Origin of the sequence: Streptomyces racemochromogenes, assembly GCF_044129415.1 — a bacterium.
GTDB lineage: Bacteria > Actinomycetota > Actinomycetes > Streptomycetales > Streptomycetaceae > Streptomyces > Streptomyces racemochromogenes_A.
Genome location: NZ_JBBDHD010000007.1, coordinates 82,558 through 96,811 on the forward strand (window position 1 = coordinate 82,558; position 14,254 = coordinate 96,811).

General features: G+C 72.7%; 11 protein-coding genes. 9 read left to right on the forward strand and 2 right to left on the reverse strand.

Annotated features, from left to right (window positions below; all coding sequences use genetic code 11):
- Positions 1-225 precede the first annotated feature (225 nt).
- Together WDV06_RS04645 and WDV06_RS04650 are read left to right on the forward strand one after the other, a co-directional pair.
- Positions 226-1,011: a squalene/phytoene synthase family protein gene (locus WDV06_RS04645; RefSeq protein ID WP_395508317.1), complete on the forward strand. Its 786-nt coding sequence runs from the start codon at positions 226-228 to the stop codon at positions 1,009-1,011.
- On the forward strand, positions 1,008-2,009 hold the full coding sequence (locus tag WDV06_RS04650) for a terpene synthase family protein (RefSeq protein WP_395508318.1): 1,002 nt from the start codon (positions 1,008-1,010) through the stop codon (positions 2,007-2,009). Before WDV06_RS04645 ends, WDV06_RS04650 begins: the two co-directional genes overlap by 4 nt.
- Before the next feature lie 237 nt (positions 2,010-2,246).
- Here WDV06_RS04650 and WDV06_RS04655 read toward each other — a convergent pair whose 3' ends face one another.
- Positions 2,247-2,876 carry a hypothetical protein gene (locus tag WDV06_RS04655; protein WP_395508319.1) on the reverse strand — a complete coding sequence of 210 codons (630 nt, stop codon included), beginning with the start codon at positions 2,874-2,876 and terminating at the stop codon, positions 2,247-2,249.
- A gap of 955 nt (positions 2,877-3,831) precedes the next feature.
- On the opposite strand from WDV06_RS04655, the gene WDV06_RS04660 reads away from it, so the two are divergent.
- From WDV06_RS04660 to WDV06_RS04685, 6 genes are all read left to right on the forward strand, one after another.
- Positions 3,832-4,182 carry a hypothetical protein gene (locus tag WDV06_RS04660; RefSeq protein WP_395508320.1) on the forward strand — a complete coding sequence of 117 codons (351 nt, stop codon included), beginning with the start codon at positions 3,832-3,834 and terminating at the stop codon, positions 4,180-4,182.
- Positions 4,183-4,511: 329 nt separating this feature from the next.
- Entirely contained in the window at positions 4,512-4,670 is a 159-nt protein-coding gene (locus WDV06_RS04665) for a hypothetical protein (protein ID WP_395508321.1), read from the forward strand.
- Between the two features lie 81 nt (positions 4,671-4,751).
- The gene (locus WDV06_RS04670) at positions 4,752-5,276 is read left to right on the forward strand and encodes a hypothetical protein (RefSeq protein ID WP_395508322.1); all 525 of its coding nucleotides are present in this window, start codon (positions 4,752-4,754) and stop codon (positions 5,274-5,276) included.
- Between the two features lie 2 nt (positions 5,277-5,278).
- On the forward strand, positions 5,279-6,490 hold the full coding sequence (locus WDV06_RS04675) for a sensor histidine kinase (protein WP_395508323.1): 1,212 nt from the start codon (positions 5,279-5,281) through the stop codon (positions 6,488-6,490).
- A complete protein-coding gene (locus tag WDV06_RS04680; protein WP_395508324.1) occupies positions 6,487-7,152 on the forward strand; it encodes a response regulator transcription factor in 666 nt (221 codons plus the stop codon). Before WDV06_RS04675 ends, WDV06_RS04680 begins: the two co-directional genes overlap by 4 nt.
- A gap of 447 nt (positions 7,153-7,599) precedes the next feature.
- A complete protein-coding gene (locus WDV06_RS04685; RefSeq protein ID WP_395508349.1) occupies positions 7,600-9,339 on the forward strand; it encodes an immunity 49 family protein in 1,740 nt (579 codons plus the stop codon).
- A gap of 75 nt (positions 9,340-9,414) precedes the next feature.
- On the opposite strand, the gene WDV06_RS04690 is transcribed toward WDV06_RS04685, so the two are convergent.
- On the reverse strand, positions 9,415-9,633 hold the full coding sequence (locus WDV06_RS04690) for a hypothetical protein (protein ID WP_395508325.1): 219 nt from the start codon (positions 9,631-9,633) through the stop codon (positions 9,415-9,417).
- A gap of 271 nt (positions 9,634-9,904) precedes the next feature.
- Here WDV06_RS04690 and WDV06_RS04695 point away from each other — a divergent pair, with 271 nt between their 5' ends.
- Positions 9,905-14,167 (forward strand): hypothetical protein, encoded by a 4,263-nt coding sequence (locus tag WDV06_RS04695; RefSeq protein WP_395508326.1) that lies wholly within the window; start codon positions 9,905-9,907, stop codon positions 14,165-14,167.
- Positions 14,168-14,254: the final 87 nt, after the last annotated feature.

Consider the following 14,254-nt stretch of genomic DNA (forward strand, 5'->3'; position numbering starts at 1 on the left):
ACCCGGCGACGCGGAGCCCGCGGCACACGGTCACGGGAAGCACGCGGCGGGCAGGCGGGCCGCGGACGGGCCGCCGTCCGCTGCCGCAGAGGCGCGTCCGGGGGCCGTCGAGGCCATGCCCGCCGACCTCGTGCAGTGGTGCTCGGCCCCTTGTGTCCGGCCGCGTGCTGACCGACGATGCAGGATGAGCCCGAGGCTGAATCCTGGTCCTGGTAGGCGTCCGACATGACCCTGCTCGATGACGCGCACGCTGTGGTGCGCGAGTACAGCACTACGTGGTACGAGCCGGTGACGAGCATGCCACCGGGGTTGGACGAAGCGGTCTCCTGCGCCTACCTGCTCATGCGGGGGGTCGACGAGATCGAGGACCACCCGTCGCTGGGCACCGCGGACAAGTCCCTGTTGCTGCGCGGCGTCGGCCGGCTGCTGCAGACCCGGTTCACCGCGGACGACTTCGACGATCTCTTCCGGAACCACAGGGCCGTCCTCCCGGCGGTGACCCTGCGGATCGCGGAGTGGACGGCGCTTCCTTCCCCGGACATCGGGCCCCGCGTGTACGAGACGTTCGCCACCATGGCGGAACGCATGGCCCAGTGGGCCGAAGCCGGCTTCGTGGTCAGGACCGCCACCGACCTCGACCGGTACACCTACGCGGTGTCCGGCACGCTCGTACTGATGCTGTCCGACCTGTGGGCCTGGCACGACGGCACCCGCGTGAACCGGACCCTGGGCGTCGCCTACGGACGAGCGCTCCAGAGCGTCAACATCCTGATCGACCGGGACGAGGACACCGCCCGGCACGTGGACTTCTGGCCCGACGGCTGGCGCACCGCTGACATGATCGCCTACGCGCGCCGGGAACTGGCCGGCGCCGACGCCTACCTCGCCGCCCTGTCACCAGGACCGGCCCGGACGTTCTGCTCCGAGCCACTCGAACGCGCGCACCGGGCCGTCCGGCTCACGGCCGGGCTCCACGACGGCGTGAACGGCGAAGAAGGAGACGGCGCATGAACCCCGGGCAGCCAGGCCGGGCACAGGCCGGGAACCCGGCCGCAAGCGCGATCGCCGCCCGGCTGGTGATCCCCCGGATCACGTTCACGGTGCCCGCCCGGCTCCACCCGGACGCCGCCGAGCTGGAGGAGCGCACGCTCGCGTGGCTGCGCGACTTCGGCATCATCGGCACGGACGCGGACGAGGAGTACCTGCGCCACTCCACGCTCGGGCGCACCTACGCGTGGATGATTCCCGAAGGCGACACGGAACGGGTGCTGATCGCGACGCAGTTCTGTATCTGGGCCACCGTGCAGGACGACCGCTACACCGAGGGGCTGGGCCTCGCAGGCCGCACCACCGACCTCTCGGAGCACCTGCTGGCCTGCGAGAGCATCGCCGAGGACCCGTTCGCGCCGGTGCCGCACGACGCCCCCATCGAGTGGGCGTACCGCGATCTGTTCCAGCGGATCGAACACGCGGCGACGCCGCAGCAGGTCCTGCGCATCCGCAAGGGGATGCTCCACTACAGCGTCGGAGCCGTCGCCGACGCCGTCTATGCCGAGCATCGGGTCGTCCCGCCGGTGGCCGAGTACCGGCGTATCCGGCACCTGATCGCCCACCTGCACCACCACTTCGTCCTCACGGAGGTCGCCCAGGGCTTCGAGATGCCGACGGCCCTCCTGCTCGACCCGGAGGTCCGGGAGGCAACCGATCTGGCGATCCGCATCATCGGCCTGACCAATGACGTCTACGGCTGCGCCCGCGACGTCGCCCGCAACCACATTGCCAACCTGCCCATGGTCCTCGCTCACCACCACGGCCACACCGTCCAGGAGGGAATCGACATCACCGCCGCCGAGGTCGAGCGCGACACGGCCCGGTTCGCCGAACTCGCCGCGGGCCTGCGCGGGCGCGGCCGCGAGGTGATCGCCCGCTACCTGCGCGGGCTGGAGGACCAGATCGCCGGGCACCTGGCCTGGCTCCACGAGACCGGCCGATACGACATCGGCCTCTAGCACGAGTTCCGAGGGTGATCGGATTCTTCCCGGTTCTGCTCCGGCCGTACCGCAGGCATGTCCAGTGTTCGGGTGCCTGGAGTGCGGGTGCCGGTTCCGGTTGCTGCCCCCGCACCTGGGCGCCGCGGACGCCGTGCGCAGCAGTCAGGAGAACGCCCGCCGCCCGGGGGTGATCGACGTGGCCGAGGCTGGAGGCCGCCCGCGCAGGGGCAGGCGGCCGTCAGCACTTTGTGCCGTCTACCCGCCCATGTGGTGGATGATGTCCCCGACTTTGCCCGCGGTGTCCCAGTCGTCGTCGTCGGACTCCACGATCGGGATCGGGATGGGATACACCCCCACGAGCTGGGCCTGACCGTTGCTGTTGGCGCGGCCGGTCGCCTGGATCGCCGTGACTTCGGCCCTGATGAAGGCTTCGAGCGGGGAGAGCAGCTCATCGATCATCGGGACGCCCACCGCGGCCCACTCCAGCGCCTCAAGGACGACCTCCGTGTTCCAGGAGATCGCCTCGACGGCGGCTTTGTTGAGGTGGATGTGATACCGCAGGTTGAACAGGCCGTCCGTGTCGCAGAAGACCTGCGGGACGTCCGAGTCCAGGACCTGCCGCCTGAAAGCGGTCAAGGCCTCACCGGTCAGCTGTTGTTGCGCCGCTTCCTTCTCCCACTCGGGCCGGAACACCTTCAGCAGGTCCTCCGCGGACCGCTTCGGCCTGGCCCGGGCCTGCAACGCACGCCGCGCCGCCGCCTCCACGTCCATCGCTGCCGCCACGTCGAAACCCGTGAGGTACTCCCAACGCTTGAGCCGCTCCCGGATCTGGGCGGCCCGCTCGCGCACCTGCTCTTCTGTGACCTTGCCGCTGTGGTCGGACACGATCTCCCCAGCCTCCCCTGCTGCCCTCGGACACCAACTCCTCCATTGAGAGGGAAGAACGCCCTTTTCGCCCAGTAGGTGAACCAGCCACCCTTTCGGCCACAAAGAGCAGCTGACGTGATCCTGGCAGGCGCACTGGAGGCGGGGTGATCGCCCCGCAGACACCCCGGCGCGTCGCCGCCGGCCTCACTGCCTACGACGGTCACTGCGGTCGGCCCCTCCAAGTCGTCGACCTACCCCATGATCGCTTTCACCTTCCGGTAGGTCTCCCTGGCGAAACTCCCGGGGTACCCGGGTCCCGGATGACCGCACCACAGCCCGCCCTGTGCCCGGCGAGTGCGAACCGGCGGACGTCGTTGCGGTAGCCGGAGCCCTCGGCGCCGCCCTCCCCCGCAGCCTGGCCTGGCTCCGGCCAGGCCCCCTGTATGGAGACGGTTGCTGCCCTGGCCGTTGGCGCTCGTGCCGCGCGGGGCCCATCACGACCGGGGACAGGGCCTCATCGCCGGTCAGCAGGCGCCACTCACGGATCCGGTCGGCGCTGTCCCGGCCGAGAGGTGTGAGTCGTAGTTCGTTCATGCCGAAGCTGCCGTCTTCGTCGGTGCCTGCCGGTGCCAGCTGTTCGCCGCGGCCACGGTGGCTGCCGCAGGATTCGCTGAATGGGCAGCGGAGGGCGACCCTCCTCGCGCTGGTCCGCAACGCTCCGGCCGACAGCGAGAACGCAGTCTCACGTCCGGAACGACAACAGCCACTGACCTGCGCAGATGGGGGCCTGCCCCGTGCGTGGTCGGGGCGCTACGGCAGCCGGCTCAGGGTCTCCTTGGACGGCATTCGCCGGTGGGTTGCTAGGGTGACGGTTGATCAGGGATGGCTTGGGCGGGGGGGATCCGTGGGTTCGCAGTATGGAAGTGACCACGCAGGTTTCGGGTGCGCGGCTTGCTGCGCCGAAGACGCCCTGGTGGCGCAGGCGCACCATCAGAGCCACAACGGGGTCCGGGTCGACAGGATGATTCGGGACGACTCGCATTTCATCGTCTCTGTCCGGCGCTGCGGCCTCTGTTCGCAGGCCTTCGCGAGCGTCTTCACCGAGTACGTTGACTGGGTCGCCTCACAGGACGCACAGTACCGGACCCTTCTGCCGATCACGGACGCCGAAGCGGACGACCTGATAGCGGGGCGGTTGAGCCCACACCGGGTCGGAGCCCTCGGACACGGCCGCCGCCATCTGCAGAGCGACTGGCCGAGCGGAGCCGACGAGCCGTCCGTGTACTGGGGCAGCGGCGTCTTCCAGGTGCGCCAGGGGTTCTGACCCGGATCCTCGTCGGCCTGGCTCCGCCCCGTCTGCGGCCGCACACCCCTGGCCGCTGACTGCAACGCGGCCCGCGTTGCACCCCTCAGCTGGGCTTTCGCCTCTCCGGACAGCGGCCGGGCAACCGTACCCACGCTGCAAGTCGTCGAGGCTTTCACCCGCGCCTGCCAGGGCGACCCCGCCGAGGGACGACGCGTGCGGAAGGCTGCCCGCGCCGCAGAACACACCCGCCGCCGACGGGCCGGAGAGTTCGAGGGCCTGGCCGACCAGGTCGTCCAGGCCCTCTCCCACCCCAAGGTCACCGAGACTGTGGGGGAGCTGCGCCGCCGATGGCGCACCTCAGGGAACGCGACGGCCAACCCTCCCTCGCCGAACTGCAACGGCGCGCCGGCAAGACCCACGACGGCAGGCACCGACTGCCCAAGAGCAGCCTCGGCGCGGTCCTGCGCGGCGACGCCGTCCCCACCGCGGGAGGGGCGCGGCGCTGACGGCGCCCGGTCCGGATCTCCACCTTCTTCTCCACCCGCGGGTCCAGGTGCGGAAGGCGGCTCCGCAGCAGTCTGGAGGGCATGACAGCAACCGAGTGGATCACCGACATCGCCCTCGTCCTGATCGTCTTCCGGCAGCTGCGGGAGGGCCGTCTGGACCAGAAGACCTTCCTGCTCCCGCTGGCGATCGTGGCCTTCGTGGGGTACTCGTACCTGGACTCCGTCCCCACCGACGGCAACGACCTCGTCCTGATCGGCGCCCTGACGGCCGTGGGCGCCGTGCTCGGCATCGCCGGCGGCGTCTACACCCGGATCCGCAGCCTCGACGGAGCTCTCCTGATCAAGGCGGGCGCCGTGTCGGCGGTCCTCTGGATCGCCGGGATGGGGGCCCGGATGGGCTTCCAGACCTGGGTGGAACACGGCGGCGGCGCCGACGACGTCGCCCGGTTCAGCCTGGCCCACCACATCACCAGCCAGCAGGCGTGGGTCACGGCCTTCGTGCTGATGGCGCTCACCGAGGTCGTCACCCGGGTGGCCACGATCTACGTCCGCAGCCGGGCCATGGCGAAGGCCGCCACCCACCCCGTGCTCGGCACCACGGTCTGACCGTGCCGTATCTTCGGCCTGTGCCCGCAGACCAGAGCGCCCCGCACCCCGGCGACGACGCCGCCCGGAGTGCGGGCGCGCGCCCCGTGCCGGGGCACGACGTGCGCGTGCAGTGGGTGATCTCCCTCGCGGTCGTCGTCGCGGGCCTCCTGACGATCCGGCCCATGGGGCCGACCGGCCGGGGCCTGGCCGTGGCAGCCCTGTTCGTGGTCAACTCCGCCGCGCTGCTGGCCCGCCGGCTGCCCGAACACAAGGTCCCGCCGCGCATCGCCCTCGGCTGGCTGACGCTCGGGGTCGTCGCGGCGGCCGCCCTGATCGGCCTCAGCAGCAGCGGAACGGGCTACCTCTTCGCCTTCTTCCTCGCCGGCCACATCGGATACCGGCTGGAGACCAGACAGGCCCTCGTCTTGGCGGGATTCTGCAGCCTGCTCTGCGGTGCCGTGCTGTACTTCCGCCTGGGACCGGGGCACGAGGCGCTGCCCTGGGTGTTCGGCCTCGCCACCGGCGCCCCGGTCCTGATCGGCATCGTCAACCGCAGCCAGCGGCAGGCCGTACGGGCTGCGATCGACGCGGCGGAGTCGGCCGAACGCGCCGCCCGCGCCGAGGCGCTCACCGCCGTGCTCACCGAACGCGGCCGGATCGCCCGGGACGTCCACGACGTCCTGGCGCATTCCCTCGCCGGGATCAACATGCAGCTGGAGCTGGCCGACGCGCTGATCGACACCGGGGACCTGGAGAAGGTGCGCGAGGCCCACGCCAAGGCACACAGCCTCGTCAAGGAGAGCCTGAAGCAAGCACAGTGGACCGTCCACGCCCTGCGTGAGGACGCGCTGCCGCTGCGGGAGACCCTGGCCTCGATGCTCGCCTCCTCAGGCCACCGGGACGTCCTCACCGTCACCGGGACGGTGCGCGACGTGCCCGCCCAGGCGGTCCAGAGCCTGCTGAGGATTGCCCAGGAGGCCCTGACCAACGCGGCCCGGCACGCTCCCGGAGGAGCCGTCTCCATGGAGCTGGCGTTCACCCCGGAGTCGACCGTGCTGAGGATCCGCAACCGCCCCGCCACCCGCCCGGCGGTCCCGGGCGCGGGCAGCGGGATGGGTCTGATCGGCATGCGCGAACGCGTAGCCTTGCTCGGGGGAACGCTGACCGCGGGCCCGGTCACGGAGGGCCCGCACCTGGGCGACTGGCAAGTGGAGGCAGTGATCCCGCAATGACCGAAGCGGTGGCACAGGAGAAGCAGTTGAAGGTGGTCGTCGCCGACGACCAGGCCGCCGTCCGTGAGCCCCTCGCCGCGGTCCTCGCCCTGGCCGAGGGTATCGAGGTCGTCGCGGCTGCGGCGAACGGCACCGAGGTGCTGGCGGCGGTCGCGGCCGGCCCGGTGGACGTGGTGCTGATGGATCTGAGGATGCCCGTCATGGACGGGATCGAGACGACCCGCCGGCTGGCCGGTGAGTACCCGGACGTCGCGGTGGTGGTCCTGACGACCTTCGCCGACGACGACTCGATTCTCGGCGCGCTGGGCGCGGGCGCCCGCGGCTACCTGACCAAGAACGCCGGACGCCAGGACATCACCCGCGCGATCCGGGCCGCGGCCGCCGGCCAGTCCGTACTCGACCGCGAGGTCCAGGACCGCCTCCTCGCCACCGTCAGGACCCACGCGCCCCCGCCCGAGCGTGCCCTGCCCGAGGACCTCACCCCGCGCGAACGCGAAGTCCTCGCGCTGATCGGCGAGGGCCTGCCCAACCGGGGCATCGCCGAGCGGCTCTTCATCAGCGAGGCCACGGTCAAGACGCACATCAACAACCTGTTCGCCAAGGCGGGGATCCGCGACCGCGCGGACGCCGTCCGCCGCGCCATCGCCGCGGGCCTGGCCTGAGCCGTCACCCACCCACCCGGAGTCGCCGAAGTCCGTCCACGAAAGCGAACGGCCCCGACGAGGCGAGCCGGGACAAGGCCGCCGAGATGGCCCAGGTGGACGAGGACCTCCTGCGCCTCACCGAGGCCGGGGCCCTGCGCCCCGACGCCGGCCCTGGGGGCGGTGGCCGGTGGCTCGCGGTCGGCTGGGTCGACGGCGTCCCGCTGTCGCGGGCGCTCGCCCCGGCCCGCGGCAGCTGGACGGCGAGGAGCTGCCGCGACGGCCGTACAGGGACCGCAGGACCGAACGAGCTGCCGCTTCGTCAAGTTCGCGCTCCCACGTCCTTCGTGCCCGCCTACCGGCACGGCAGGGGGGTCGGGATCACGTCGCCGGTCTGTCAGAGCCCGCGCCTAGGCTGTCGCAGAGATCCGATCAAGGAGCGGGACAGTGCGAATAGAGCGTCACCAGGTGGGCGGGGCCGCCGTGTCGGCAGCGCGTGAGGACTTCACGCACCGCATCGGGCGTCAGGTGCACTCCATGTCGAAGGCCGGCCGGATGGCCACGTACGAGTGGCAGTCGATCTCGGAGGAGTTCCTCGACTACCTGGGCGCCGTGTCCGTCGGCACACCCGGCCTCGACACCCCGGAGGCCGAGGCCGCCCTCAAGGACGCCTCCGAAGCCGCGGCCGGTGCGGTCGCCTACGCCGCGTACCACCCGCACTGCTCGTTCAGCGTCTTCCTGGACTACGTGAACTTCGGCATGAGCTACCACCCCGGTGACGACGCCCCCGAGGAGAGCGTCACACCGGCGGAGTGGATCGACGCACTGTGCCTGTCGGTGCTCCGGGACAAGGCGAAGTGGCACGGCGAGGCCTTCCATTTCGCCCGCCAGAAGTTCGCCGAGCGGACGAAGGCAATCCCCGTCGGCGAGCTCGTCACCGGGCTGATGGCCGTCGTCCTGGACGACATCGGCGACGAGGACGAGGAGTACCCGCCGAGCGCCCAGGCCAAGCTCGCCGCCGTCGACGCGGCCCTGGCGCGGATCCGCACCCGCGCCCAGGAGACCGGCGAACCCCTCCTGGACCGGCCGGACGGCGTGGCGCTCCAGGCCCTGCGCGCCCTGGCAGCCGAGGACCGGGACGCCTTCGATGCGGCACTGGCCGGCCTCCTGACCCGGCACGCCGCCCTGCACGGCTCGACGACCTCCCCGCGCAGCCTTCTCCCGCTCGTCCCGATCGCGCTGGCCGCGCTCGCGTACCGCACGCTGGGCTGGGCGCCGGCCGTCAGCAGCGACTACCTCCCGCACGCGCTGGTCACCGGCTTCGAGTCGCGGGAACCTCGGGTCGCCGGCTTCGGCCGGAACCGGCGGCCGGACGCTGTCGCCGCTCTCGCCGCGGGCCCGCTCGTGGTGGAACGGCCGGCCTGCGAGCGGGATGGGATCCAGCGGATCGAGGTCATGTACGAGGAGCACCTCCGCGAAGCCTTCACCGCCGTCGACGGCAAGCCCCTTGCTGTCGGGCAACTGGCCAGGGTGCTGGAGGACCAGCAGCGCTTGTTCCAGTGGCGGGCGGGAAACCTCGGCGACACCGCGGACGCCCAGCTCGCCACGGTTCGGCTGGCCTCCCAGATGGGGGCGGCCCTGTTCCGCGTCGCGCTGGCGGAGCCGGACACCGAGGTCGAGGTGTCCATCGGCGGGCGCACCCTGCGCTACCCCGCCCAGCGGGGCAGGGAAGCCGGCGCCGGGTACTGGCAGACGGCCGCCGCCTTCGCCCTGACCACCGGCGTGCGCGAGGACCTCGCTCCCCTGGTCCTCACCGGTCCCACCTTCGCCGGCGCGGACGGATCTGCGTTCACCGCCTACCGCGAAGCGCTCCACGCCTACCTGACGGGCGTCGAACCCGAAGCGGCCGCACAGCGGGCGCTGCAGGAGGCGGAGAAGGCCAAGGACTGGGGCATCGCGATGCCGCCGGCCGTGCTGCTGTCGCAGCTCGTGGAAGGCGACGAGGAGAGCTTCAACCTCGCCCTGGCCGACGCGCTCGAAGCCCACCGCGCCCACTACCAGGTCGCCGACCGAGCCGACGGCCCCGCGGTTTCCGTCAACCTTGACGTCCTCGCCCTGGCCTGCCACGCCCGCCGCCGCGGCTGGGCCATCCGCGTGGAGTCCCCCTACCTGCCGCCGTACCTCCTGCGGGCCGCCGAACCCTTCTAGCGGGGTGACCGCGTAGTCCGCCGGCGGCACCTCACGGTGCCACCGGCGGACGGGACCGGGGATGGGGGTCGGGTGCTACCGGTTGTCGCCGCGGCTCAGCCGGGCCGTGAGGCGGGTCCAGTGCACGCGGATGGTCGTGCGTGCCCACAGGCGCACCGCTTCGCTCGATGCCAGGTCGTGGACGACCTGGCCCACGAAGTGGACTTCGGGGCTCGGGTGCCATGAGAGGACGGCGCCCGCGGTGTGCAGTGCGTGGCCGATGAAGGTGACGAGGAGGGAACGGACATCGTGCATGGTGTGGTGACCTCACCGTTTCTGAGACGGGTGAGGTGCGGGCCCGCACCCCGGGGTTGCCGGCGTGCGCAGTCAGAGTCGTCCGGTGCGGTGGTGCTCCCGAACTCCCGCGGGAGATCCGGTACGGAGGATGTGCAATCGCAGGTCAAAGGCGATGCGTGCAGGACTCCCGCGAGGTCTCGTTCGCCGCGGGGCGGGCCGGGACGGCTCCGTGGCCGGGCCGGTTGCCCTACGCTGAGCCGCCTGTCGATCCGTCAGTGGGGAGGGGCCGATGGCGGCCGAGGAGGATGTCGCGCGGGCAGTACGGGCGTACCTGCACCGGGCCCTGTGCCTGCTCTACGACCTTGAGGACCGACGGCAGTCCGGACGCCCCCTGCCCCGTTCCGGCGAGACGCGCGAGCGGCCGGCGGACTCCCCCCTGTGGCGGCACGTCCACGCGCGGATCGCCCGCCAGATGGAGCGGGACCGGCGGGCCGGGGTGAGTACGGCGCCCGACCGGTACACGAGGTTCCACTGGACGACGTTCCAGCGGCTACGCGCCGACCTCTTCCTGGAAAGGCCGATCACCCAGGACCGGCAGCGGGTCGTGGAGGCACTGGCGCGCCTCGGTGAGCCGGAGTACGTCCTGCCGTCCGGGCTCCGCCTCGGGCTGGAGAAGGCCGCCCGGCGGCTGTGGCAGTTCGCCGCCCGACGGGCGGGCGACGGCGGCAGCGCGCACCGGCAGCTGGTCGACGAGATCAGCGGGCGGGCCCGTCAGGACATGCTGCTCCTCGACCACGGCTCCGCGGACGCCCCGCCCGTATCGCTGCGGGACGTGTACGTGCGCCGCGGTACCGAGGAGCGCCTGGCGCGCGTCCTGCAGCAGCAGGCCCTGACCGGCAGCCCGGGCCAGCCGGTCCAGGTGGTGCTGGGCGAAGCGGGCACCGGCAAGTCGAGCCTGCTGTGGTACCTGGCCGACCTCCTCGACGGCCGTCGGGCGGCGGCCCCGCTCGCCGGGACGCGCACCGGCCCTCCCTCGGACGAGCTCCGCGCGGGCGCGGAGCTGCGGCCGGTCCTGCTGAGGGCCGAACAACTGCTCACCCCGGGCGAGGGCGAACAGCTGCTGGACTCCTTCGAACGCAGCCTGCAAACCGGCCGTATCGCACTGCTCGATACCGCGGACCTGCTCCTGCACGCCGCGGACGGCCGCAGCGTGCTGCGCCGGGCGGTCGCCTTCTGCCAGGAGCGCGGCGTACCGCTCGCCCTGACCTGCCGTACGCGTGACAGCGCCGCCCTCCACGACCTCCTGGGCAGGACCCCGTCCGACGTCGTCTTCCACACGGGCGACTTCCGCAGCGGCGAGGAGCTGGAGCGCGCCCTGTCCACGTACTGCCTCCACTACCTGCCCGCGGCCACCCCCGCCGCCCGGGCGAAGGCGGTGGCGGACCTGCTGGAGGCCGCGGTGCGCGGGCTGCCCATCCGCGAGGTGGTGGCCCGGCCACTGACGCTGCGCATGCTCTTCGAGGTGTACGCGCCCCAGTCGCCGGCGCCCGAAATCGACGCGGCGGGGCTGTACGAGCGCTACTGGGAGCGACGCGTCCGCGAGGACGGCCGTCACGGAGCCGCCGGCCACGCGGTGCCGGAGTCGCCGGACCTGTCCTGGCCCGCCCAGACCCTGGCCCGCCTCATGCTGCACGACGGAGCGGTGGCCCTGCCCGTCGCGGACGCGGTCGGCCGCATGGCGGGGGCCAACCCGGAGGCCGGCGACGGCGATCCGCTGGAGCAGCTGACGCAGCTCGACCGGCGCAGCGTGGTCGCGGGGACGGCCGACCGCCGCTCCAGCGTCCACTTCTTCCACCAGACGCTCTTCGAGTACGCGGCGGGCCGCTGCCTGGTGCGGCTGGCCGCGGAGAAGAAGCAGTCGTACTACGGGGCGCTGGGCCGGCACCTGGCGGCGCATCCGGACGATTTCCTGCGGGCGGTGGTCGCCGAACAGGCCCTGGTCCAGGGGATGCGCGCGAGCGGCCGGGTACGGGACGACGCGGAGAAGCTGCTCGCGGAACTCCTCGGGAGCGAGGACGTCGACCTCCAGGTGATCGCCGTGCGCGCCTGCGCGCTGCTCCCGGACGACCTGTACAGCGACGTCCGCGCCGTGTTCCACGACTACCTGCGGGAGAAGGCCTCGCCGGCGATGCTGCGCGAGGTGCTGGCCCTGCTGCCCACACGGGAGCACATGAACCCCGAGCGGGTGGCCGAGGACCTGGGCGTCGTCCTCAGGAACAGCTCGCGCATGCGGTGGCGCGTACTGGACGTGCTGTGCAGGTTCGGGCGGCTCGACCGCAGGACCGCGGGCGTCGTCTGGACGTTCCTGCGTGAGCTGTGCGCGGACCACGCGCGCTGTCTGATGCGCGAGCCGGACCCACAGGACGCCGACGCCGCCCCGACCGGCTGCGCGGGCGAACACTGCCTGTGGTCGTGGCTGGTCAACCGGGACTCCAACAGCATGAGCAGCCACGGCAACCAGGCGGTGAGGCTGATCGACGCCCTCGCCGAGCACCGCGGCGAGTGGACGGCCGAGCGCATGCGGGACCTGCTCGTGCTGGCCGAGCGGCATCGCTCGCGCGCCCAGGCCCTCCATTGCGTGGCCGTCATCCACCGGCGAGCCGGCGAGCCGGAGTGGGACGCGCTCTTCCCGGTCGCGGCCCGGATCGCCCAGGGGCTCGGTACCGACAAGGCCCTCCCGGCCGACACCGACGGCGAGAGGGAGGAGAGCGGCGGTACGTGGGAGGCCCGTACGCCGGTGGAGGAGTGGAGGCGGGCCCAGGCGGCGCTGGACGCCCACTGGTTCGCCGCCTCGCTCTCCACGCCCGCCACGTCGCCCGGGGAGGTGATCCGTGACCTGGCGGCGGAGGGGAAGAACCCGTTCGACGTCCCCCACTCCCGGCTGAGGGCGGTGCTGGGGCAGGTCGGTACGCTGCTGCGTGAGGCAGCCGAGGGAGTGCCCGAGCTCCTGGAGGAGACCGTGGCGCTGTGCCGGGGCCGGGACACCGTCGACACCATCGCCGCCTTCCTGCTGCCGCCCCTGCTCCGCGAGCCCGCCGACGACCCCGGGACACGGGCGGCCGCCGCCTGGTGCGCCGCCCGGCTCGGCGTCTTCGACCCGCGCGCCAACCGGGGCCGCCGTACGGGGTCCCCGGCCCTGCGGTTCGCGGTCACCGGCCTGTCCATGCTGGAGCCGGCCCGGTTGTCGGACATCGTGCCCTGGCGGCGGATGGGGGGCCAGTGGGGGGAGGACAGGATCGACGACACCTTCCTGGCACTCGACGGCGCCGCCAAACTCCTCGTCCCGCTGGCGGCTTCAGGCCACTTCAGAGCGGTCGTTGCCCTGGAACGCTGGCGGACCCTTGAGGGGCTCAGACACGAGCAGCTGGCCCGAGGCCGCAACAAGTGGCCGGAGTTCCGGGGCGGAAGGCCGTACCACGGCCCTCGCGACCGCGACCGGATGAACGGGGTGATCCAGGCGGCCCTCGCCGATCACGCCGCCGAGGCCCACCGGCTGGTCCCGGAGGCGCTGCGCCGACGGGTGCCGACGGCCGACGTCCCCTGGCTCGCCGCCCTCGCGAAGCGCACGGTGGAGCAGCCCGGTCCGGCCGCCGCTCCGGCCCGTGCCCTGTTCGACCGCTTCGGACCGGAACTGGCCGACTGGTGTGCCGCCCTGTGGAACACCGGCCCGTGTCCCGACCCGACCGCCAAGCTGGCGGCGCTGCGCCTGTGGGGCGACGTGGTCCGCCTGGGCGCCGCCGACCGGCCCTCGCTCGCCGCGCAGGCCCGGCTGGCCGCGAAGGTGCGCAGCGGGCAGTGGCCGACGGCGTGCAAAGTCCTGGGGCACTGGAACGGCCACGAGGTCTCCCCGCTCGCGGCCGTCGGCGGCGAGCCCGGCTGGGAGGAACTGGACGGGGCCTTGGCCGCGGCGGTCGTCCCGGACGCCTCGACCGGGGAGCTGGCCCTCCTCCGCTCGCTCCTCCGCTGCCGTTTCGCGCCCCTGGCCACGGGCGACGCGGTCACCGCGGCGATCGACACCGTGGCCGACCAGGTCCGGCTCTCCACCGACACGGCGGCGATCCACGACTCGGGGGCCGGTTTCCTGACCGAGCGCCTCTGCGCCTGCGAGCCCGGTCGGGCCGTCGAGGTGGCGCTGGAGGTGGCCCGCCGGACGGCAGGCTCGGGTCTGACCGACCCCCACCACGTCACCCGCCTGGGCTGGAAGTGGCAGAAGCCGCTGACCCGGCTGGCCTCGACCGCCGACCGCGAGGACTGGCTGCGGCTGATCAGAGGCCTGGCCGACGGCCCCCAGGCGATGCTCCAGAAGGCCCTCGACACGGCCGCCGCCCGCCGCCGCGAGGAGGACGTACGCGCCGACGCCGCCCGCGCACTGGAAACCAGCCCGTACCGCGACGCAGCGATGGCCGGCCTCCGCGACGCCGCAGTCCGCCACCGCAGGACCCCGCTGGAGGAACGGCTGTGGCCTGCCGTCCTGCACCCCGCGGGGGCGTGAGGACGGGCGTGGGCCCCGGCGCGCGCTGGTGGTGGCGGGGGCCGGCCTTGTGCTCCTGGAGCGGAAACGCCTTCTCGCCGGCCGGGC

What these genes read in the sequence shown, in the direction of transcription:
- WDV06_RS04665 (WP_395508321.1), top strand. Translation starts at nt 4,512, where the DNA reads ATGGCGCACCTCAGGGAACGCGACGGCCAACCCTCCCTCGCCGAACTG.
- WDV06_RS04680 (WP_395508324.1), top strand. Translation starts at nt 6,487, where the DNA reads ATGACCGAAGCGGTGGCACAGGAGAAGCAGTTGAAGGTGGTCGTCGCC.
- WDV06_RS04645 (WP_395508317.1), top strand. Translation starts at nt 226, where the DNA reads ATGACCCTGCTCGATGACGCGCACGCTGTGGTGCGCGAGTACAGCACT.
- WDV06_RS04670 (WP_395508322.1), top strand. Translation starts at nt 4,752, where the DNA reads ATGACAGCAACCGAGTGGATCACCGACATCGCCCTCGTCCTGATCGTC.
- WDV06_RS04695 (WP_395508326.1), top strand. Translation starts at nt 9,905, where the DNA reads ATGGCGGCCGAGGAGGATGTCGCGCGGGCAGTACGGGCGTACCTGCAC.
- WDV06_RS04650 (WP_395508318.1), top strand. Translation starts at nt 1,008, where the DNA reads ATGAACCCCGGGCAGCCAGGCCGGGCACAGGCCGGGAACCCGGCCGCA.
- WDV06_RS04690 (WP_395508325.1), bottom strand. Translation starts at nt 9,633, where the DNA reads ATGCACGATGTCCGTTCCCTCCTCGTCACCTTCATCGGCCACGCACTG.